Origin of the sequence: Pseudomonas sp. BIGb0381, from assembly GCF_024809815.1 — a bacterium.
GTDB lineage: Bacteria > Pseudomonadota > Gammaproteobacteria > Pseudomonadales > Pseudomonadaceae > Aquipseudomonas.
Genome location: NZ_JANUEN010000010.1, coordinates 246,320 through 263,643, shown reverse-complemented (window position 1 = coordinate 263,643; position 17,324 = coordinate 246,320). Strand labels below are relative to the sequence as shown.

At 61.3% G+C, this 17,324-nt stretch carries 18 protein-coding genes and 3 pseudogenes; 15 read left to right on the top strand and 6 right to left on the bottom strand.

The window, feature by feature from the left end; genetic code table 11:
* Nucleotides 1-5: 5 nt before the first annotated feature.
* Nucleotides 6-1,190 (bottom strand): delta-9 fatty acid desaturase DesA, encoded by a 1,185-nt coding sequence (gene desA / locus M2397_RS24510; protein WP_131697011.1) that lies wholly within the window; start codon nucleotides 1,188-1,190, stop codon nucleotides 6-8.
* 166 nt (nucleotides 1,191-1,356) lie between these two features.
* Here desA and dibA point away from each other — a divergent pair, with 166 nt between their 5' ends.
* From dibA to M2397_RS24495, 3 genes are all read left to right on the top strand, one after another.
* On the top strand, nucleotides 1,357-3,270 hold the full coding sequence (gene dibA / locus M2397_RS24505; protein ID WP_259244635.1) for a phosphodiesterase DibA: 1,914 nt from the start codon (nucleotides 1,357-1,359) through the stop codon (nucleotides 3,268-3,270).
* A 240-nt stretch (nucleotides 3,271-3,510) separates the two neighbouring features.
* A complete protein-coding gene (gene oscA, locus M2397_RS24500) occupies nucleotides 3,511-3,693 on the top strand; it encodes a sulfur starvation response protein OscA (protein WP_003170956.1) in 183 nt (60 codons plus the stop codon).
* Nucleotides 3,694-3,758: 65 nt separating this feature from the next.
* Entirely contained in the window at nucleotides 3,759-4,769 is a 1,011-nt protein-coding gene (locus M2397_RS24495; RefSeq protein ID WP_131697009.1) for a sulfate ABC transporter substrate-binding protein, read from the top strand.
* Between the two features lie 11 nt (nucleotides 4,770-4,780).
* On the opposite strand, the pseudogene M2397_RS30315 reads toward M2397_RS24495, so the two are convergent.
* Nucleotides 4,781-4,867: pseudogene (locus tag M2397_RS30315) on the bottom strand (outer membrane lipoprotein carrier protein LolA); the annotation flags it as partial.
* A 42-nt stretch (nucleotides 4,868-4,909) separates the two neighbouring features.
* Between M2397_RS30315 and cysT the strand changes: the two are divergent.
* Genes cysT through M2397_RS24480 form a run of 3 tightly spaced genes read left to right on the top strand, consistent with a single transcriptional unit; the run spans nucleotide 4,910 to nucleotide 7,598 of the window.
* On the top strand, nucleotides 4,910-5,728 hold the full coding sequence (gene cysT, locus M2397_RS24490; RefSeq protein WP_027607868.1) for a sulfate ABC transporter permease subunit CysT: 819 nt from the start codon (nucleotides 4,910-4,912) through the stop codon (nucleotides 5,726-5,728).
* A gap of 13 nt (nucleotides 5,729-5,741) precedes the next feature.
* Complete coding sequence (cysW, locus tag M2397_RS24485; protein WP_090401148.1) at nucleotides 5,742-6,614, top strand: sulfate ABC transporter permease subunit CysW; 873 nt, start codon at nucleotides 5,742-5,744, stop codon at nucleotides 6,612-6,614.
* 3 nt (nucleotides 6,615-6,617) lie between these two features.
* Complete coding sequence (locus tag M2397_RS24480) at nucleotides 6,618-7,598, top strand: sulfate/molybdate ABC transporter ATP-binding protein (protein ID WP_131697007.1); 981 nt, start codon at nucleotides 6,618-6,620, stop codon at nucleotides 7,596-7,598.
* 126 nt (nucleotides 7,599-7,724) lie between these two features.
* Here M2397_RS24480 and M2397_RS24475 read toward each other — a convergent pair whose 3' ends face one another.
* Nucleotides 7,725-8,252: a DUF962 domain-containing protein gene (locus M2397_RS24475; RefSeq protein ID WP_259244634.1), complete on the bottom strand. Its 528-nt coding sequence runs from the start codon at nucleotides 8,250-8,252 to the stop codon at nucleotides 7,725-7,727.
* Nucleotides 8,253-8,335: 83 nt separating this feature from the next.
* Here M2397_RS24475 and M2397_RS24470 point away from each other — a divergent pair, with 83 nt between their 5' ends.
* Both M2397_RS24470 and M2397_RS24465 read left to right on the top strand, forming a co-directional pair.
* Nucleotides 8,336-9,022 carry a Crp/Fnr family transcriptional regulator gene (locus M2397_RS24470; protein WP_167655998.1) on the top strand — a complete coding sequence of 229 codons (687 nt, stop codon included), beginning with the start codon at nucleotides 8,336-8,338 and terminating at the stop codon, nucleotides 9,020-9,022.
* Nucleotides 9,023-9,060: 38 nt separating this feature from the next.
* A complete protein-coding gene (locus M2397_RS24465) occupies nucleotides 9,061-9,426 on the top strand; it encodes a response regulator (RefSeq protein WP_131697004.1) in 366 nt (121 codons plus the stop codon).
* Nucleotides 9,427-9,553: 127 nt separating this feature from the next.
* On the opposite strand, the gene M2397_RS24460 is transcribed toward M2397_RS24465, so the two are convergent.
* Nucleotides 9,554-10,558, bottom strand: a complete 1,005-nt coding sequence (locus M2397_RS24460; RefSeq protein WP_259244633.1) for an AraC family transcriptional regulator — start codon at nucleotides 10,556-10,558, stop codon at nucleotides 9,554-9,556.
* Between the two features lie 101 nt (nucleotides 10,559-10,659).
* Here M2397_RS24460 and M2397_RS24455 point away from each other — a divergent pair, with 101 nt between their 5' ends.
* On the top strand, nucleotides 10,660-11,754 hold the full coding sequence (locus M2397_RS24455; protein WP_259244632.1) for a fatty acid desaturase: 1,095 nt from the start codon (nucleotides 10,660-10,662) through the stop codon (nucleotides 11,752-11,754).
* Here M2397_RS24455 and M2397_RS24450 read toward each other — a convergent pair.
* Nucleotides 11,645-11,890: pseudogene (locus M2397_RS24450) on the bottom strand (LysR family transcriptional regulator); the annotation flags it as partial. The gene M2397_RS24455 and the pseudogene M2397_RS24450 sit on opposite strands and share 110 nt — an antisense overlap.
* Here M2397_RS24450 and M2397_RS24445 point away from each other — a divergent pair.
* Nucleotides 11,807-12,079: a hypothetical protein gene (locus M2397_RS24445; RefSeq protein WP_259244646.1), complete on the top strand. Its 273-nt coding sequence runs from the start codon at nucleotides 11,807-11,809 to the stop codon at nucleotides 12,077-12,079. The pseudogene M2397_RS24450 and the gene M2397_RS24445 overlap by 84 nt on opposite strands.
* Here M2397_RS24445 and M2397_RS24440 read toward each other — a convergent pair.
* A complete protein-coding gene (locus tag M2397_RS24440; RefSeq protein ID WP_131697001.1) occupies nucleotides 12,042-13,211 on the bottom strand; it encodes a CynX/NimT family MFS transporter in 1,170 nt (389 codons plus the stop codon). The genes M2397_RS24445 and M2397_RS24440 overlap by 38 nt on opposite strands.
* A gap of 108 nt (nucleotides 13,212-13,319) precedes the next feature.
* Between M2397_RS24440 and M2397_RS24435 the strand changes: the two genes are divergently transcribed.
* From M2397_RS24435 to M2397_RS24415, 5 genes and pseudogenes are all read left to right on the top strand, one after another.
* Nucleotides 13,320-14,186, top strand: a complete 867-nt coding sequence (locus M2397_RS24435; RefSeq protein ID WP_259244631.1) for a LysR family transcriptional regulator — start codon at nucleotides 13,320-13,322, stop codon at nucleotides 14,184-14,186.
* 131 nt (nucleotides 14,187-14,317) lie between these two features.
* A pseudogene (locus M2397_RS24430) lies at nucleotides 14,318-14,420 on the top strand (biopolymer transporter ExbD); the annotation flags it as partial.
* 321 nt (nucleotides 14,421-14,741) lie between these two features.
* Nucleotides 14,742-15,323 carry an alpha/beta hydrolase gene (locus M2397_RS24425; RefSeq protein ID WP_131696999.1) on the top strand — a complete coding sequence of 194 codons (582 nt, stop codon included), beginning with the start codon at nucleotides 14,742-14,744 and terminating at the stop codon, nucleotides 15,321-15,323.
* Between the two features lie 49 nt (nucleotides 15,324-15,372).
* The gene (locus tag M2397_RS24420) at nucleotides 15,373-16,293 is read left to right on the top strand and encodes a sigma 54-interacting transcriptional regulator (RefSeq protein WP_259244630.1); all 921 of its coding nucleotides are present in this window, start codon (nucleotides 15,373-15,375) and stop codon (nucleotides 16,291-16,293) included.
* 149 nt (nucleotides 16,294-16,442) lie between these two features.
* On the top strand, nucleotides 16,443-17,225 hold the full coding sequence (locus M2397_RS24415) for a MetQ/NlpA family ABC transporter substrate-binding protein (RefSeq protein WP_145335766.1): 783 nt from the start codon (nucleotides 16,443-16,445) through the stop codon (nucleotides 17,223-17,225).
* Nucleotides 17,226-17,324: the final 99 nt, after the last annotated feature.

The window sequence follows — 17,324 nt, the reverse complement described above, 5'->3', positions numbered from 1 at the left end:
TGTTGTCATACAGATGCAGGTCGCAGCGAATAGGTCTTCAATTGGTGGGCAAAATCCCGCAGGGACTGGATGCCGCTGGCCTCGGCCTCGTGTACCCATTCCTTGATGGCCGCCAGCATATCGTGGCCGTTGGAGCTGGTCTTGAGCCAGATCTGCTGCAGCGCCAGGCGTTTTTCGTAGATCACTTTCAGCGCCTGGCTGTGTTCCAGCATGCTCTGGATACGCAGGTGGTGGCGGTCATCCAGCAGGCTGGTTTCCCGCGACAGCAGGCGTTTGGCGCGGTGGAACTGGTGGCGCACCGAGTGATCGACCTTCTCCAGCTCCTGCTTGACCAGCGGGCCAATCACCAACTTGCGGTACTGGGCCATGATCTGGAAGCGGTTGTTGAGGATCGCCATGGCGGTGTCCATGTCCAGATGGCCCTTGCCTTCCACGCGGTGGGCAATCGGTGCCACACGCTGCACCTTGGCCAGGCGCAGGAAGCTGAACACTTTGATCCACGCCCAGCCCAGGTCGAACTCCCACTTCTTCACCGACAGCTTGGCCGAGTTGGGGTAGGTGTGGTGATTGTTGTGCAGCTCTTCGCCGCCGACGATGATGCCCCACGGCACCAGGTTGGTGGCGGCGTCACGGCATTCGAAGTTGCGATAGCCGACGGCATGGCCCAGGCCATTGATCACACCGGCGGCCCAGAACGGAATCCACATCATCTGGATTGCCCAGATGGTGATGCCGATGGTGCCGAACAGCAGCAGGTCGATTACGCCCATGATCGCCACACCCAGCAGCGGGTAAGGGGTGTAGATCTTGCGCTCGATCCAGTCGTCCGGGCAGTTCTTGCCGTAGATGCGCAGGGTCTCGGGGTTTTCGGCCTCGGCGCGGTACAGCTCGGCGCCTTTGCGCAATACGGTGGACAGGCCCTTGATCACCGGGCTGTGCGGGTCGTCGACGGTCTCGCATTTGGCGTGGTGCTTGCGGTGGATGGCGGTCCACTCGCGGGTGTTCTGCGCCGTGGTCAGCCACAGCCAGAAGCGGAAGAAGTGTTTCAGGCCGGCATTGAGCTCCAGGGAGCGATGGGCTGAATAGCGGTGCAGATAGACCGTGACCCCAACGATGGTCACGTGGGTCATCAACAGAGTGACTGCCACCAGTTGCCAGGCCGACAAGTCAAGAAAACCGTTGTACCACATAGGCTGTATGGCCCTCAGATAAAGAAAAGAACAGCTCACGCATTATCACTAAGCCTACAGAGAAAACCAGCGGCCCTTTCAGATAAGACTTACCAGATGTTACATATCCTATAATCCCCATTCTTTGTAGGATGATTCTTGGCTTTTAGTAAGGATTACTAGGCATATGCTGTTTTCATACCGAGGTGCCCTGAGTGCGGGGCTGGTATACCTGCTGGCTTCAAGCGCCTGGATAGGCGTTACTCAACGGGTATTGATCGAGTTTCTCGATAATCCGACCGAGCTGAGCCATTGGTTGCAGGTGCGCGGCTATGTGTGGGTAGCGCTCAGCGCCCTGCTGATCTACCTGATTTGTGCCCGATCTGCCCAGGCCCACCAGCAGCGGCAACCCTTGAAAGAGAACCGCGAGCGCCTGCGCCAGGCTGCTGCCGTGTTCGACTGCACCCGCGAAGGGGTATTGGTTACCGACGCCAAGGGCCTGATCGTGCATGTAAACCGGGCCTTCATGGAAATCACCGGCTACCAGCGCGAAGACGTCATGGGCCAGCAGCCGAGCCTGTTCAAGTCCGGTCGCCATTCGTCGCATTTCTATCAACAGATGTTCCAGACCCTGGAACACACCGGTGAATGGAGCGGTGAAATCTGGAATCGGCGCAAAAGCGGTGAGATTTATCCACAGTGGCAAACCATTCGCGTGATTCACGATGACCGGGGTCATCTCAGCCATTACGTTGCGGTGTTTTCCGACATCAGCGCCATCAAGGATTCCGAGCACGAGTTGGCCCACCTGGCTCACCACGACCCGCTGACCGACCTGCCCAACCGCCTGCTGTTCACCGACCGCGCCGAGCAGGCGCTGGCCTCGGCGCAACTGCACAAACGCGGTTGCGCCCTGCTGTTGCTGGACCTGGACCACTTCAAGATCATCAACGACAGCCTCGGCCATAACATCGGCGACCAATTGCTCAAGCTGGTGGGTGAGCGGCTCTCCGCGCTGTTCGGCCCCGGCGTCACCCTGGCGCGCCTGGGCGGGGATGAGTTCGCGGTGCTCGCGGAAAATTGCTCACAGGTGGTGCAGGCGGCGGCGTTGGCGCAGCGCATGCTGGATGAGATGAAACAGCCGTTTATCTTTGACGGCCATCAACTGTTTATCAGCGCCAGCATCGGCATCAGCCTGTTCCCCAATGACGCCCTGAGCGCCGAGCAGTTGCTGCGCAACGCCGATTCTGCACTCTTCAAGGCCAAAAGCGTGGGCCGCGAAGGCTACGCCTTGTACACCGAAGAACTCACCGCCCACGCGCAGAACCGGGTGGAAATCGCCAGCGAACTGCGCCGCGCCCTCGAACGGCAGGAACTGCGCGTCTACTACCAGCCTGTGCACGATTTGCACACCAGCCGCCTGATCGGCGTCGAAGCGCTGGTGCGCTGGCAACACCCCGAGCGTGGCCTGGTGCCGCCGGGCGATTTCATCCCCATCGCCGAACGCACCGGGCTGATTGCCGATATCGATGGCTGGGTGATGGACCAGGCCTGCCGACAGATGTGCCAATGGCTGGCCGACGGTTTGCCGTTGAGCTTTATCGCCATCAATGTATCGAGCCGCCTGTTTGCCCGACGCGAACTTTACGATCAGGTCGCTCAGGTGCTGCACGACACCGGCCTGGACCCGGCTTTCCTTGAGCTGGAAGTCACCGAAAGCGCAGTGATGGATGACCCTGAAGTGGCCCTGGAACAGCTGCACCGCTTGCGCGAACTGGGCTTGCGCCTGGCCATTGATGACTTCGGCACCGGCTATTCCTCCTTGCTGCGCCTCAAGCGCCTGCCGGTGCAGAAGCTCAAGATCGACCAGGGCTTTGTCGCCGGGCTGCCGTGGGACGAAGACGATGCCGCCATCGTGCGGGTGGTGATCGCCCTGGCGAAAAGCATGGGCATGCAGGTGCATGCCGAGGGGATCGAACAGGTGGAGCAGGCGCGGTTCTTGTTGGAGCAGAACTGCGATATGGGCCAGGGGTACTGGTTTGGACGGCCGATGCCGGCGCTGGAAATTGACTGGGACCGCGCACCCGCCATTCAGACTTGAAATGCATTCAAATGTGGGAGGGGGCTTGTGCCCCCTCCCACATTTGGATATTCACAAGGCCTAATTTCTCCGCTCAGACACAAAACCCTCTCGTAACCCCACGCCCTACCAGAAAATTCTTTTTGGTTATATAAACATTCTCAAATAGTCTTTTTAAGAATATCCGCGCTTATCTACTATCGCCCTACGCCGCAAGCAGTGCCGCCACTGCGAGGCACTATTCATTTCAGGAGCGAGACCATGAGCGCATCTCTACGTAGCGTCGACGGCCAGGACGAAGCAGCCATTTTGCGTGAGATCCAGAGCGCCTTGCGCGATCTGCGGTTTGGCGCGGTGGAAATCACTGTGCACAACGCCCAAGTGGTACAGATCGAACGCAAGGAAAAATTCCGTTTGCAGAACCCGGGTAACAAACCGAGCTAAGCAAGAACGGCGATAGACCCGCAACTATAAGAAAAAGCCAACACCCCAGAATTTCAGGAGCTTCTATGTCGTCGATTCGCCGTTATGCCCTGGCCGCCCTGGCCAGTGCCGTGTTTGCCGGTTCCGCGGTTGCCAAGGACTACGAGTTGCTCAACGTTTCGTACGATCCTACCCGTGAGCTGTACCAGGACTACAACGCTGAGTTCACCAACTTCTGGAAACAGTCTCACCCCGGCGACAACGTCAAGATCCAGCAATCCCACGGTGGTTCGGGCAAGCAAGGCCGGGCAGTGATCGACGGCCTGCGCGCCGACGTGGTGACCCTGGCCCTGGCCGGTGACATCGACGAAATCGCCAAGCTGGGCAAGACCCTGCCGGAGAACTGGCAGACCCGCCTGCCCGACGCCAGCACTCCATACACCTCGACCATCGTGTTCCTGGTGCGCAAGGGCAACCCTAAAGGCATCAAGGATTGGGGCGACCTGATCAAGAAAGACGTGTCGGTGATCACGCCTAACCCGAAAACCTCCGGCGGCGCGCGCTGGAACTTCCTTGCCGCCTGGGCCTACGGCCTGAAATCCGGTGGCAGCGAAGCCAAGGCCCAGGAATACGTGAAAGAGCTGTTCAAGCACGTGCCGATCCTCGACACCGGCGCGCGCGGTTCGACCATTACCTTCGTCAACAACGGTCAGGGCGACGTGTTGCTGGCCTGGGAAAACGAAGCCTTCCTGGCCCTGAAAGAAGACGGCGGCGCCGACAAGTTCGACATCGTCGTACCGTCCCTGTCGATCCTTGCGGAGCCTCCGGTGGCCGTGGTCGACAAGAACGCCGAGAAAAAGGGCAACACCGAGATCGCCACTGAATACCTCAAGCACCTGTACAGCCCGGCTGGCCAGGAGATTGCGGCGAAGAACTTCTACCGCCCACGCGATGAAAAAGTCGCCGCCAAATATGCCCAACAGTTCCCGAAACTGGACCTGGTGACTATCGACAAAGACTTCGGCGGCTGGAAAACTGCCCAACCGAAATTCTTTAACGACGGTGGCGTGTTCGACCAGATCTACACGGCGCAGTAAGCCAAAGTACCTGTAGGAGCGAGCTTGCTCGCGAAGAACTCAAGGGCACCGCGTTCATTCAGAATTCCCGCGTCATCGTTGACGATCTTCGCGAGCAAGCTCGCTCCTACAGTGGTTTCTACCTTTAACCAAGGACTCTTATGTCGCGTCGTATTTCCCCCGTCATACCCGGCTTCGGGCTGACGCTGGGCTACACCGTGGTGTACCTCAGCCTGATCGTACTCATCCCGCTGGCGGCGATGTTCGTACACGCCGCTCAACTCACCTGGGATCAGTTCTGGAACATCATCTCCGCACCCCGTGTGCTGGCGGCGTTGAAACTGAGCTTCAGCACCGCGCTGTACGCCGCCCTGATCAATGGCGTGATCGGTACGCTGCTGGCCTGGGTGCTGGTGCGCTACACCTTCCCCGGCCGCAAGATCATCGATGCGATGATCGACCTGCCGTTCGCCCTGCCCACCGCCGTGGCCGGTATTGCCCTGACGGCGCTGTACACGCCGACCGGCCTGGTGGGCCAGTTCGCCGCTGACCTGGGCTTCAAGATCGCCTACAGCCCATTGGGCATCACCCTGGCGCTGACCTTCGTGACCCTGCCGTTCGTGGTGCGCACGGTGCAGCCGGTACTGGCCGATATCCCCCGGGAAATCGAAGAAGCCGCCGCCTGCCTGGGCGCCAAGCCGTTGCAGGTGTTCCGCTACATCCTCGTCCCCGCGCTGCTGCCCGCCTGGCTGACCGGCTTCGCCCTAGCGTTTGCCCGTGGCGTCGGTGAGTACGGCTCGGTGATTTTCATCGCCGGCAACATGCCGATGAAAACCGAGATCCTGCCGCTGCTGATCATGGTCAAGCTCGACCAGTACGACTACCGCGGCGCCACCTCCATTGGCGTGCTGATGCTGGTGGTTTCCTTTGTCCTGCTGCTGCTGATCAACTTGTTGCAGCGGCGCATCGAACGTCCATAAGGAGGCGCGGAACATGTCCCAATCGTCTATTTCCGCAGCATCCTCGGCCAACGCAGCCCGCCGTGGCAGCGCTGTTTCCCGGCGCATCCTGATCAGCCTGGGGTGGCTGGTGTTCTTCCTGTTCCTGCTGCTGCCGCTGTTTATCGTGGTGTCCCAGGGCTTGAAGAACGGCCTCGGTGCGTTTTTCACCGCGATCCTTGAACCGGACGCATTGTCCGCACTGAAACTCACGGTGATCGCCGTGCTGATTTCGGTGCCACTCAACCTGGTGTTCGGCGTCAGCGCCGCCTGGTGCGTGAGCAAGTACTCGTTCCGTGGCAAGAGCATCCTGGTGACGCTGATCGACCTGCCGTTCTCGGTCTCCCCGGTGATCGCAGGCCTGGTCTACGTGCTGATGTTCGGCGCCCAGGGCTTGTTCGGCCCATGGCTGCAGGAGCACGACATCCAGATCGTGTTCGCCTTGCCCGGCATCGTGTTGGCGACCATCTTCGTCACCGTGCCATTCGTCGCCCGTGAACTGATCCCGCTGATGCAGGAGCAGGGCACCCAGGAAGAAGAGGCCGCGCGCCTGCTGGGCGCCAATGGCTGGCAGATGTTCTGGCATGTCACCGTGCCGAACATCAAATGGGGCCTGATCTACGGCGTGGTGCTGTGTACCGCGCGGGCCATGGGGGAGTTCGGCGCGGTGTCGGTGGTGTCCGGCCACATTCGCGGCGTGACCAACACCTTGCCGCTGCACGTCGAGATTCTCTACAACGAATACAACCACGTTGCCGCCTTTGCGGTGGCGAGTCTGCTGCTGATCCTGGCGCTCTTCATCCTGCTGCTCAAGCAGTGGAGCGAGAACCGTATTAATCGCCTGCGCGCCGCTGCGGCTGAGGAATAAGTCATGTCGATCGAAGTCCGTAATGTCAGCAAGAACTTCAACGCCTTCAAGGCCCTGGACAGCATCAACCTGGATATCCAGAGTGGCGAGCTGGTGGCCTTGCTTGGGCCTTCCGGCTGCGGCAAGACCACCTTGCTGCGCATCATCGCCGGCCTGGAAACCCCGGATGACGGCAGCATCGTGTTCCACGGTGAAGACGTCTCCGGCCACGACGTGCGCGATCGCAACGTCGGTTTTGTGTTCCAGCACTACGCGCTGTTTCGCCACATGACCGTGTTCGACAACGTCGCCTTCGGCCTGCGCATGAAACCGAAAAAACAGCGCCCGAGCGAAAGCCAGATTGCGGCCAAGGTTCACGAACTGCTGAACATGGTGCAACTGGACTGGCTGGCCGACCGTTACCCGGAACAACTCTCCGGTGGCCAGCGCCAGCGTATCGCCCTGGCCCGCGCCCTGGCGGTGGAGCCGAAAGTGCTGCTGCTGGACGAACCTTTCGGCGCCCTCGACGCCAAGGTGCGTAAAGAACTGCGCCGCTGGCTGGCGCGCCTGCACGAAGACATCAACCTGACGTCGGTGTTCGTGACCCACGACCAGGAAGAGGCCATGGAAGTCGCCGACCGCATCGTGGTGATGAACAAAGGCGTGATCGAGCAGATCGGCTCACCGGGCGACGTCTACGAAAACCCGGCCAGCGATTTCGTCTACCACTTCCTCGGCGACTCCAACCGCCTGCACCTGGGTGAAGACAAGCACGTGCTGTTCCGCCCCCACGAAGTGTCGCTGTCGCGGCATGAGCTGGAAGACCACCACGCGGCTGAAGTGCGTGATATTCGTCCATTGGGCGCGACCACGCGGGTAACCTTGAAGGTCGAAGGCCAGACAGACCTGATCGAAGCCGAAGTGGTGAAGGACCACGACAGCCTGACCGGTTTGGCTCGCGGCGAGACCTTGTTCTTCAAACCCAAGGTCTGGCAGAAAGCCTGAGCCCCAAACAGAAATCCCGATGTGAAACAGGTTCAATGTGGGAGGGGGCTTGCTCCCGATAGCGGTGTTTCAGCCAGATTATCTGCTGCTGACCCACTGCAATCGGGAGCAAGCCCCCTCCCACATTCAGATATGTCTCGGCTTCAGATCGCGGCGAACCACCGGTCCCGAGCGCTCCTCAATCTGTTGCTTGAGGCCCTGGCGCAACCCCAGCAAAAACGCCACCTCCGCCACCACAAACAACGGCCCCACAATCAGCCCCGATACGTCATCCACAAACGCGGGCTTCTTGCCTTCGTAGTAATGCCCGACAAACTGAATCACCCAACCCACCACAAACAGGCCGATGCCGCTGCTGAGCCACACCATCGTGCTCTGCGCCGCCAGCTCATGCCCGGCCCATACCGACAAGCCCATCAACACCGTCATCAGCGCGCCCAGGGCCAATTCCAGGCGCAGGTAAAACCACGCGGAAAACAGCGCGACAATCACGGCGGGTGAAATCCACAGCCCACCCACCGCCCATTCGGGGCGTGACAGCAGCACGGCCACCGCGACCACAATCATCGGGATGCCAATGAAGTGGCTGGCGATATTGCGCGGGTCGCGGTGGTAGGCGGCGTATTGACTGAGGTGGTCGACGAGGCTTTTCATTGTTGTTCCTCCTGTAGGATGTTTGATCATGCCCTGTCAGCCTGGGACTAACTGTCAGCTGGGCGACAATCTTCGGAGTTCTCATGGACGCGACGCAATGGCACTCCCGGTTGGCCGTCGGTCACTGGTTCAGTCACCTGCCCGTACCGTTCCAGCATAGTCTGCTGGCCCATGCGCGGCTGCGGCAGCTGACGGCGGGACAGTACCTGTTCAAGCGCGGCGACCCGCCCTGTGGCTTGTATGCGGTGCTCGACGGCACCCTGCGTGTCAGTGCGGTGAATGAGCACGGCAAGGAAGCGCTGTTGAGCCTGGTGGGGGCGCCCTACTGGTTCGGCGAGATCTGCCTGTTCGACGGTTTGCCGCGCACCCATGACGCCTGCGCCACGGGGCCGTGCACGCTGGTGCAGGTGCCGCAGCAGGCGCTGTTGAAAATTCTCGATGAATCCCCTCGGTACTGGCGCGACCTGGCGTTGCTGATGAGCCAGAAGCTGCGCCTGAGTTTTATTGGCCTCGAACAGCTCAGCCTGATGCCCGCCTCGGTTCGCCTGGCCCATCGACTGTTGATGATCGTTGAGGGTTACGGCGACATGGAACCGTCAAAGCGCGTGCTGCAACTGCCCCAGGAAGACCTGGCGGCGATGCTGAGTCTGTCGCGCCAGACCACCAATGCCTTGCTCAAGGACCTGCAAACCCAGGGCATCGTGCGCCTGGGCTACGGCGAGATCGAAATCCTCGATGCACAGCGGCTACGAGAGGCGGCGCACACCTGAGGGTGTTAGCCTGCAAACCTGATCAATCGAGGTGTGTTATGCGTGTCCTGTTAGTGGAACATGAATCCGAAGAGGCGCAGCGGATGGCCCAGGGCTTGAACGAGGCCGGTTACACCGTGGAAGTTGCGGCCAACGGCATGGCGGCGCAGCGCTTTGTCGAAAGCGCCGAGTACGACCTGGTGATCCTGGATGTGATGCTGCCAGGCCTGAATGCCTGGAAGCTGCAGCAGGCGATCCGGCAGAAGGGCGAAACGCCGGTGTTGTTCCTGACCACGCCGGGCGGGATTGAGGATCGCCTGCGCGGCTTGGAGCTGCATGAGGATGATTACCTGCTCAAGCCGTTTGAGGCCAAGGGGTTGGTGATGCGGGTGAAGAAACTGTTGCGGCGCGATCGGGGTCGCTGATTGATCCCGTCACTGTAGTGCCTGAAAGATTGCCATCGGGAGCAAGCCCCCTCCCACAGGAGAACGCATTTCAAATGTGGGAGGGGGCTTGCTCCCGATGAGGCCTTCAGCCTCCCCACAAATCCCCCTACCGCAACCCATCCCGAAACTGCCCCGGCGTCATCCCCGTCCAGCGCTTGAACGCCCGGTTAAAGCTGCTGGTATCAGCAAACCCCAACAGGTGACTGATCTCCGCCAACGAGCACTGTGGATCACGCAGATGCAACAACGCCAGATTCTCCCGGCACTCATTGAGCAACGCATCAAACCGACACCCCTCATCCGCCAGATGCCGCTGCAAACTGCGCAAACTCAAGTGCAGCGCCTGGGCAATCCGCTCGGCACTCGGCTCGCCATCGGGCAGTTGCGCCTCGATGGCCGCGCGCACCTTGCGTTCCCAGGTCAGCGGTTGCAGTTGGGCCAGGGTGCGTTTGAGCACGGTTTCGTTGTGTTCGGCCAGTTCCGGGTTGGCGTCGTCCAGGTGGCTGTCGAAATCGCTGGCGGCGAATTCAAGGCGGTCTTCTTCGGCGCCGAAAAACACCGGTGCGCGGAACACCGCGTGCCAGGGCTTGGGGTCGGCAGGTTGCGGGCGCCGCAGGTAAACCGCCAGCGGCGCATAGTCGCGGCCCAGGCGGTTGCGGCACGTGCGCACATAGATCGCGGCAAACGCATCGATGGCTTCCAGCGCCGGCGCCGGGCTGCCCGGCGGTTGCAGCAGGCGAAAGCGGTAGCGCTCGCCATCGCCGCTGAGTTCCAGGGTCAGGGCATCGCTGACCACCTGGTGATACCGCACGATGCGCTCGAACACCTCGCGCAGGCTGCCACTCGCCACCAGCGCATAACCCAGCGCATGAAAGGTGGTCGGGCTGACAAACCGCGACACCCGCAACCCGATTGCCGGATCGCCGCTGGCCTGCACCGCCAGTTCCCACAAACGCGTGGTGGCCGACAGCGGGTAACGCGCGTTGGGGTCGTCCATCTGCTGCGGATCGAGCCCGGCCTGGGCGCACAGCGCGGCGCTGTCGAGGCCCAGGGCATCGAGCTGCTTGCGCAGGGCGCGGGTCCAGCTGGCGAGGGAAGTCGGTTCGGTCATGGCGATTGGCGCTTGCGGTCAACAGGTTGGCGTGTGGGGCTAGCGTCCTGCAAGAAGCCCTGGTGCAGGATGTAACCATCAATGAATAAGAGGATGGGAGCATGGACGGTACTTCTGCAAGTCCCCAGCAGATGAACGCGCAACAGCGTTCGGCGCATATCCGCGAGGTGGTGCTCGCCGAAGGCGTGCGCTTGCGCCGGCAGCACCCGTGGTTGCAGCATCAGGACGCCCTGGGCGCGGGCATTCTGGCCTTTGCGCTGGTGGGCATGATCGGCTCGGCGGCGCTCTATATCAGCGGTCACATGGCCTGGTGGGCCTGCCTGCTGCTCAATGCGTTCCTCGCCTCACTGACCCACGAGCTGGAACACGACCTGATCCACAGCATGTACTTTCGCAAACAGCGCGTGCCGCACAACCTGATGATGGGCCTGGTGTGGCTGGCGCGGCCGAGCACCATCAACCCGTGGATCCGTCGCCACCTGCACCTCAATCACCACAAGGTCTCCGGCACCGAGACCGATATGGAGGAGCGTGCGATCACCAACGGCGAGCCCTGGGGCTTCGCGCGGTTGCTGATGGTGGGCGATAACGTGATGTCGGCGTTTATCCGCATGCTGCGCGCCAAGACCTGGGGCCACAAACTCAAGATCCTCAAGCGCTCGCTGCTGGTCTACGCACCGCTGGCGCTGCTGCATTGGGGCGCGTGGTACCTCTTTCTCGGCTTCCATGCCGCCAACGGTATCGCCAGCCTGCTGGGCACGCCGATCGACTGGTCCACCGGCACCTTGCAGATGATGCACGTGATCGACATCGCCGCCGTGGTGATCATCGGCCCCAACGTGCTGCGCACCTTTTGCCTGCACTTTGTCAGCTCCAACATGCATTACTACGGCGACGTGGAACCGGGCAATGTGATCCAGCAAACCCAAGTATTGAACCCGTGGTGGATGTGGCCGTTGCAGGCGTTCTGCTTCAACTTCGGCAGCACCCACGGGATTCACCATTTTGTGGTGAAGGAGCCGTTCTACATCCGCCAGATGACGGCCAAGGTGGCGCATAAGGTCATGGCGGAGATGGGCGTGCGCTTCAATGATTTCGGTACGTTTGCGCGGGCCAATCGGCTTGGCTTTCCACCGCCAGCAGCGTCTCGATCAACGCTTTCGCCGCAGGCGACAAGCGCACCCCAGCGCGGCTGATCACACCACAGCAGTCGTTCAAGCTGTCGAGGGCGTGGGGCAGGTTGCGCCAGTGCAACACCTGCAACTCGCCCAGGGCGAATGCCTCGACGAAGGCCTCTTCAGCCCCCAGTCCGATGGCGTCGCCCGCGCGCACGAAGCTGCGGTGTTCGTTAAACGCGAGGAAGTAGGGCAGTTGGCGAAGGTCCGTGGTGTGCCCGGCATCCTGTGGGAGAACCGGGATTTTAAGAGGGTTACTTATTTCGTCAACGAAGCATTGTTGGTTTATGTAGATCTTAAATGCATGTCTATAGAGCAGGCGCAGTCCGGTACGTGGCCGGGCTGAACACTCGCGTCACCACCAGCATCGCCACCGCCGTGACCGTCAGCACCACCCAGGCGCTGACAAAGTTGCCGGTCAGCTCGCGCAACCAGCCGGTCATCCACGGCGACACCGCGTTGATCAAGAAACCCACGCCTTGCACAAAGGCCGCCAGTTGCCCTGCTTGGCGTGGGTCGCGGTGATGGTCGAGGGTCAGCAGCAGGCTCAAGGCGAAACACGCGCCCAAGCCGAAGCCACACAACGCCACCCATAGGTGCGCAGACGCCTGCGGCGCGACGATCAGGCCGAGGTAACCCACGGTCTGGGCCAGCAGGGCAATGCCCAGCAGCGGCCGACGGTCGATACCGCGTTGCGCCAGCACCGGCATCAACAGCGCGGCGATCACCTGGAAAATGGTCATGAACGCCAGCAGCGAACCACTGGGCAACACACCCCAGCCCAGTTGCTGATAGTAGGCCGGCAACCACGCCACCAGGCTCATGTAGCCGCAATTGACCAGGCCGAAATACAGCGCCAGCAACCAGGCGCGGCGATTGCGCAGGTCCTTGAAGGCCGGCACCACCTGTGGATTTCTGGCCGCGCCCAGGGGCAGCCAGGCCCACAGCAGCAAGGCGCCCAGCGCCGGCAGCAGCCACACCCCCAACCCCGCCTGCCACTCCTGGAAATGCGTGGCCACCAGCGGGCTGAGCAGCGCTGCCAGCCCGCCGCCGGCCATCAGCGAGGCTGAGTACACACCCATCGCCACCGGCACGCGATGACGGAATTCGCGCTTGATCATCGCCGGCACCAAGGCCTGGATCAGCGCCACACCCGCGCCGCCGAGCAACGCCGTGACCAGCAGCGCCGACGCCTGGCCCATCAACCAGCGCGCCAGGCACGCCAGCAGGATCATCATCAAGCCCAGGGCGATGCCGCGCCGCTCGCCCAGACGGGCTTCCACGCGCACGCCCACCAGCGCCACCAGCCCCATGCACACCACCGGCAGGCTGGTCAGCAGGGCGCTGCTCTGGAAACTCAGGCCGGTGGCCTGGCGAATCTCGCCGAGCAACGGGCTGATGGAACTGAGGATCGGCCGCAGGTTCAGGCCGAGCACCACCAGCAGGCCCCAGCCGGCGAGGGATTTATTCAGGGTCATGCAACGCTCTTGCAGGCGGTAAATGAGGCGTGAGTATGGCCAGCACCAAAGGTATTCTGAAATTAAATATAACCATGCCAACCAGTGGCAAAGAGAATGGTGACGCTGATGTTCGATCCCGTGTTGTTGCGCAGCTTTGTCGCCGTGGTGGACTGCGGCAATTTCACCCGCGCCGCCGAGCGCCTGCACTTGACCCAGTCCACCGTGAGCCAGCAGATCCGCCGCCTGGAAGAGGCGGTGGCGTGCCAGTTGCTGGACCGCGACCAGCGCCGCGTGGTCGCCACCGCCGAGGGCGAACGCTTGCTGGCCTATGCGCGGCGCATCCTCGCGCTGCATGAAGAAGCCACCGATGTGTTGATCAACCAACAGAGCGACGGCGTATTGCGCCTGGGGGTGCCGGAAGACTTTGCCGCCGAGCGCCTGATGCCGTTGCTGTCGGCATTTGTGCTCGCCTATCCACGGGTGCGCCTGGAGGTTACCAGCGGCCTGGGGCCCGAGTTGCAGCGTCAATACCGCGGTGGTGAATTCGACGTGTTGCTGGTAAAGCAGATGGGCAGCAGCGATGACTGCCTGGCGTCGTGGCCCGAGCCGCTGTGTTGGGTAGACAGCCGCAGCATGCCGTGCCTGGGGCGCGACCCTCTGCCGTTGGTGGCATTCCCGGTGGGCGGCCTGTACCGCAATGAAATGCTGCAACACCTGGAAGTGGACGGCTGGCGCTGGCGTATCGGGTATTCCAGCGCGAGCCTGGCCAGCGTGTGTTCGGCGGTGGCGGCGGGATTGGGTGTGAGTCTGTTGCCGCGACGGGTAGTGCAGCCAGGGCATGTGGAACTGGGGCCGGACAGTGGTTTGCCCGTGGTGCAAGGCGTGCGTCTGGCGTTGTATGCCCGTCATGGCCTGAGTGCCGCAGGGCAGTGCTTACAGGCTGAACTGTTCGATTTGTGCGCAAACAGCCCCGTTGAGCCATGCCTTAACTGAATATTTTGTATGCCTGAAAAGCATCAAAAAAAACCACCTCGGCGCCAAGTACCGAGTGGTGAGTTGGTCGACCTTGGGCGGCCGCACCGCGCGCCGTTGGGGCAATTGCGAACGCAGCAAACCCCGAAGCGCTTTTGCAAGCTGACGATGGAGTGAACTACGGCGAAGTGGCGCGAGCCATGGCGTCTATCGAGCGCGGGCATTACCAAGCTGTCGGTGATTACCGCACGTTAGTGGCAAAAGCCTCGACAAGTTTTTGGCCGTCTCCTTGGCAGGGTGAGGCCTTTTTTTGCCTGGAATTCAAGCCACGCCGCCAATTCCCAATGTGGAATGTGGAATGTGGAATGTGGGAGGGGGCTTGCTCCCGATGGCGGAGTGTCAGTTGGCCTGTTTGTCAGCTGACCCACCGCCATCGGGAGCAAGCCCCCTCCCACATTTGAACCTCATGCAGGCTTGATTTTTTGGTTATTAATAAATAGCTTCTTATTCCTTAACGAATATAACCCTCGTCCCTATACTGTCCTGCAACGTCAAACGCTGCAGGAGGGCACACCCATGCACAGCGAGTCGATTCGTTACCTGATCGTGCCTGGCTGGCAAGGATCGCCAGAAGATCATTGGCAAACTCATTGGCAGAACAGCCTGCCCAACAGCGCGCGTGTGGAGCAGGCCGATTGGCTGACGCCGCGCCGCGAAGACTGGGTAGCCGCGCTGGCCGAGGCGATCGCCGCCGACAGCACCCCGGTGATTCTGATCGCCCATAGCCTGGGCTGCATCACCGTGGCCCATTGGGCTGCCACTGCACCCGTGCAGTTCCTGCGGCAGGTGCGCGGGGCCTTGCTGGTGGCTCCTGCGGACGTCGAACGTCCGGCGTGCTCGCCTGCGCTGCGCAACTTTGCGCCGATCCCGACCGACCTGCTGCCGTTTCCCAGCCAGGTGGTCAGTTCCGATAACGACAGCGCCGTCAGCGCCCCCCGGGCCCTGGAGCTGGCGCGTCACTGGGGGGCCGAAGCCGGCATCCTGTCGGGGGCCGGGCATATCAATGTGAAGTCCGGTCACCAGCGCTGGGAGCAGGGGTTCGCCTACCTGTATCGCCTGCAAAGCCGCCTCGAGCATCACGCCCGGCGCACCGCCTGATATTTTTTCAACGCCCCGTCCCTGAGTGGATTGGGGGCGGGAGCCTGCCATGAGTCTGCATGAAACCTTCGGTCAGCCACTGCTGACCTTTCCCGACGCCGAAAAAAGCCCGCTGAGCATCCGCGCCAAGGCGTTGGTGTTTGTTGACCCACGCTCGCGGCAACTGCGCGAAGACTTGGAAAATCTCGCCCCGCGCGCCTTGCCTGTATTGATTCGGGGCGAGACCGGCAGCGGTAAAGAGTTGCTGGCGCGGCATATTCACCGGGGCAGCGACCGCTCCGGTTTGTTTGTCTCGGTCAATTGCGGCGCCATCAGCCCAACCTACGCCGACGCCGAGTTGTTCGGCTACGCCGCCGGCACCCACAGTGGCGCGGCCAGCAGCCGGGCCGGGTGGTTTGGCTCGGCGAATGGCGGCACCTTGTACCTGGATGAGATCGGCGACTTGCCGCTGCCGATCCAGGTGAAACTGCTGGCGGCCCTGGAAAACCATGAAGTCACCCGCGTTGGCGCCCACCAGCCGAGCCCGGTGGACGTGCGCCTGGTGGCCGCCACCAGCATCGACCTGGCCCAGGCCGTGGCCGCCGGCAAGTTTCATGAGCGGCTGTTCCATTACCTCAGCGAGGGCCAGTTGGACCTGCCGGCGTTGCGTGAGCGGGTGGGCGATATCCTGTCGTTGGCCGAATACTTCCTCGGTATCTACAGCCAGCGCCTGGAGCTGCCGGTGCCGTTGATCAGCGACGCCGCCCAGCGCGTACTGGAACACCACAGCTGGCCGGGTAATACCCGCGAGCTGGAGAACGTCATTCACTTCGCCTTGCTGGTGAGCAGCGGCGACGAAATTCTGCCCGAGCATCTGAACCTGCCAGTGGCAGGGTCGCCTTTGGAGCAAGTACAGCGCATCTTCGCCAATGCCAGCCTGGCTGAGCGGGAAACCTTGCGCAGCTTTCTACGTGAACAAGCCTCTACATGAGCAAAATGGAATATCAACGTGAATAAAAGATATTGTTCGGGAATAAAAAATATAGGTATTGTCCCTTCCACGCCGCGATAGCACTTCGCTGGCACACCACATAAAAAACGGTCGTCAGAGACGCCCCGCAATTCCAATAAGGACACTGCATGAAAAAGGTTCTGTTGTTTACCGCACTGGCGGCTGCCCTGACCGCAAGCTTCGCCCAGGCCAACGAGAAACTGGTGGTTGCCGCGACCCCGGTCCCGCACGCCGAGATCCTCGAACTGGTCAAGCCAGCCCTGAAAAAAGAAGGCGTGGACCTGGAAATCAAAGTCTTCACCGACTACGTCCAGCCAAACGTGCAGGTCGCCGAGAAGCGCCTGGACGCCAACTACTTCCAGACCCTGCCGTACCTGGAAAACTTCAACAAGGGCAAGGGCACCAACCTGGTCACCGTGGTTGGCGTGCACGTTGAGCCCTTCGGCGGTTACTCGAAAAAGATCAAGAATATTTCCGAGCTCAAGGATGGCGCCACCGTGGCCATCCCGAACGAAGGCTCCAACAGCGGCCGCGCCCTGTTGCTGCTGCAGAAAGCCGGTGTGATTACCCTGAAAGACCCGACCAACGCCCTGGCCACGCCGAAAGACATCGCCAGCAACCCGAAGAACCTGAAGTTCAAAGAGCTGGAATCGGCCCTGCTGCCACGTGTGCTGGACCAGGTTGACCTGGATATGATCAACACCAACTACGCGCTGGAAGCGGGTCTTAACCCGGCCAAGGACGCGCTGATCATCGAAAGTGCCGACTCGCCTTACGTGAACTTCCTGGTGGCTCGTCCGGACAACAAGGACAGCGACGCTATCCAGAAACTGTCCAAGGCCCTGACCAGCCCGGAAGTCAAAGCCTTCATCGAGAAGAAGTACAACGGTGCAGTCGTGCCGGCGTTCTGATGTAACTCAAAACCTCCTTCAAGGTTTCAACGCCGACGGCTTGTAGAGCGTCGGCGTTTTTTTATGCCTGGAATTTGGAATGCAATCGAAATGTGGGAG

What these genes read in the sequence shown, in the direction of transcription:
- desA (WP_131697011.1), bottom strand. Translation starts at nt 1,190, where the DNA reads ATGTGGTACAACGGTTTTCTTGACTTGTCGGCCTGGCAACTGGTGGCA.
- dibA (WP_259244635.1), top strand. Translation starts at nt 1,357, where the DNA reads ATGCTGTTTTCATACCGAGGTGCCCTGAGTGCGGGGCTGGTATACCTG.
- oscA (WP_003170956.1), top strand. Translation starts at nt 3,511, where the DNA reads ATGAGCGCATCTCTACGTAGCGTCGACGGCCAGGACGAAGCAGCCATT.
- M2397_RS24495 (WP_131697009.1), top strand. Translation starts at nt 3,759, where the DNA reads ATGTCGTCGATTCGCCGTTATGCCCTGGCCGCCCTGGCCAGTGCCGTG.
- cysT (WP_027607868.1), top strand. Translation starts at nt 4,910, where the DNA reads ATGTCGCGTCGTATTTCCCCCGTCATACCCGGCTTCGGGCTGACGCTG.
- cysW (WP_090401148.1), top strand. Translation starts at nt 5,742, where the DNA reads ATGTCCCAATCGTCTATTTCCGCAGCATCCTCGGCCAACGCAGCCCGC.
- M2397_RS24480 (WP_131697007.1), top strand. Translation starts at nt 6,618, where the DNA reads ATGTCGATCGAAGTCCGTAATGTCAGCAAGAACTTCAACGCCTTCAAG.
- M2397_RS24475 (WP_259244634.1), bottom strand. Translation starts at nt 8,252, where the DNA reads ATGAAAAGCCTCGTCGACCACCTCAGTCAATACGCCGCCTACCACCGC.
- M2397_RS24470 (WP_167655998.1), top strand. Translation starts at nt 8,336, where the DNA reads ATGGACGCGACGCAATGGCACTCCCGGTTGGCCGTCGGTCACTGGTTC.
- M2397_RS24465 (WP_131697004.1), top strand. Translation starts at nt 9,061, where the DNA reads ATGCGTGTCCTGTTAGTGGAACATGAATCCGAAGAGGCGCAGCGGATG.
- M2397_RS24460 (WP_259244633.1), bottom strand. Translation starts at nt 10,558, where the DNA reads ATGACCGAACCGACTTCCCTCGCCAGCTGGACCCGCGCCCTGCGCAAG.
- M2397_RS24455 (WP_259244632.1), top strand. Translation starts at nt 10,660, where the DNA reads ATGGACGGTACTTCTGCAAGTCCCCAGCAGATGAACGCGCAACAGCGT.
- M2397_RS24440 (WP_131697001.1), bottom strand. Translation starts at nt 13,211, where the DNA reads ATGACCCTGAATAAATCCCTCGCCGGCTGGGGCCTGCTGGTGGTGCTC.
- M2397_RS24435 (WP_259244631.1), top strand. Translation starts at nt 13,320, where the DNA reads ATGTTCGATCCCGTGTTGTTGCGCAGCTTTGTCGCCGTGGTGGACTGC.
- M2397_RS24425 (WP_131696999.1), top strand. Translation starts at nt 14,742, where the DNA reads ATGCACAGCGAGTCGATTCGTTACCTGATCGTGCCTGGCTGGCAAGGA.
- M2397_RS24420 (WP_259244630.1), top strand. Translation starts at nt 15,373, where the DNA reads ATGAGTCTGCATGAAACCTTCGGTCAGCCACTGCTGACCTTTCCCGAC.
- M2397_RS24415 (WP_145335766.1), top strand. Translation starts at nt 16,443, where the DNA reads ATGAAAAAGGTTCTGTTGTTTACCGCACTGGCGGCTGCCCTGACCGCA.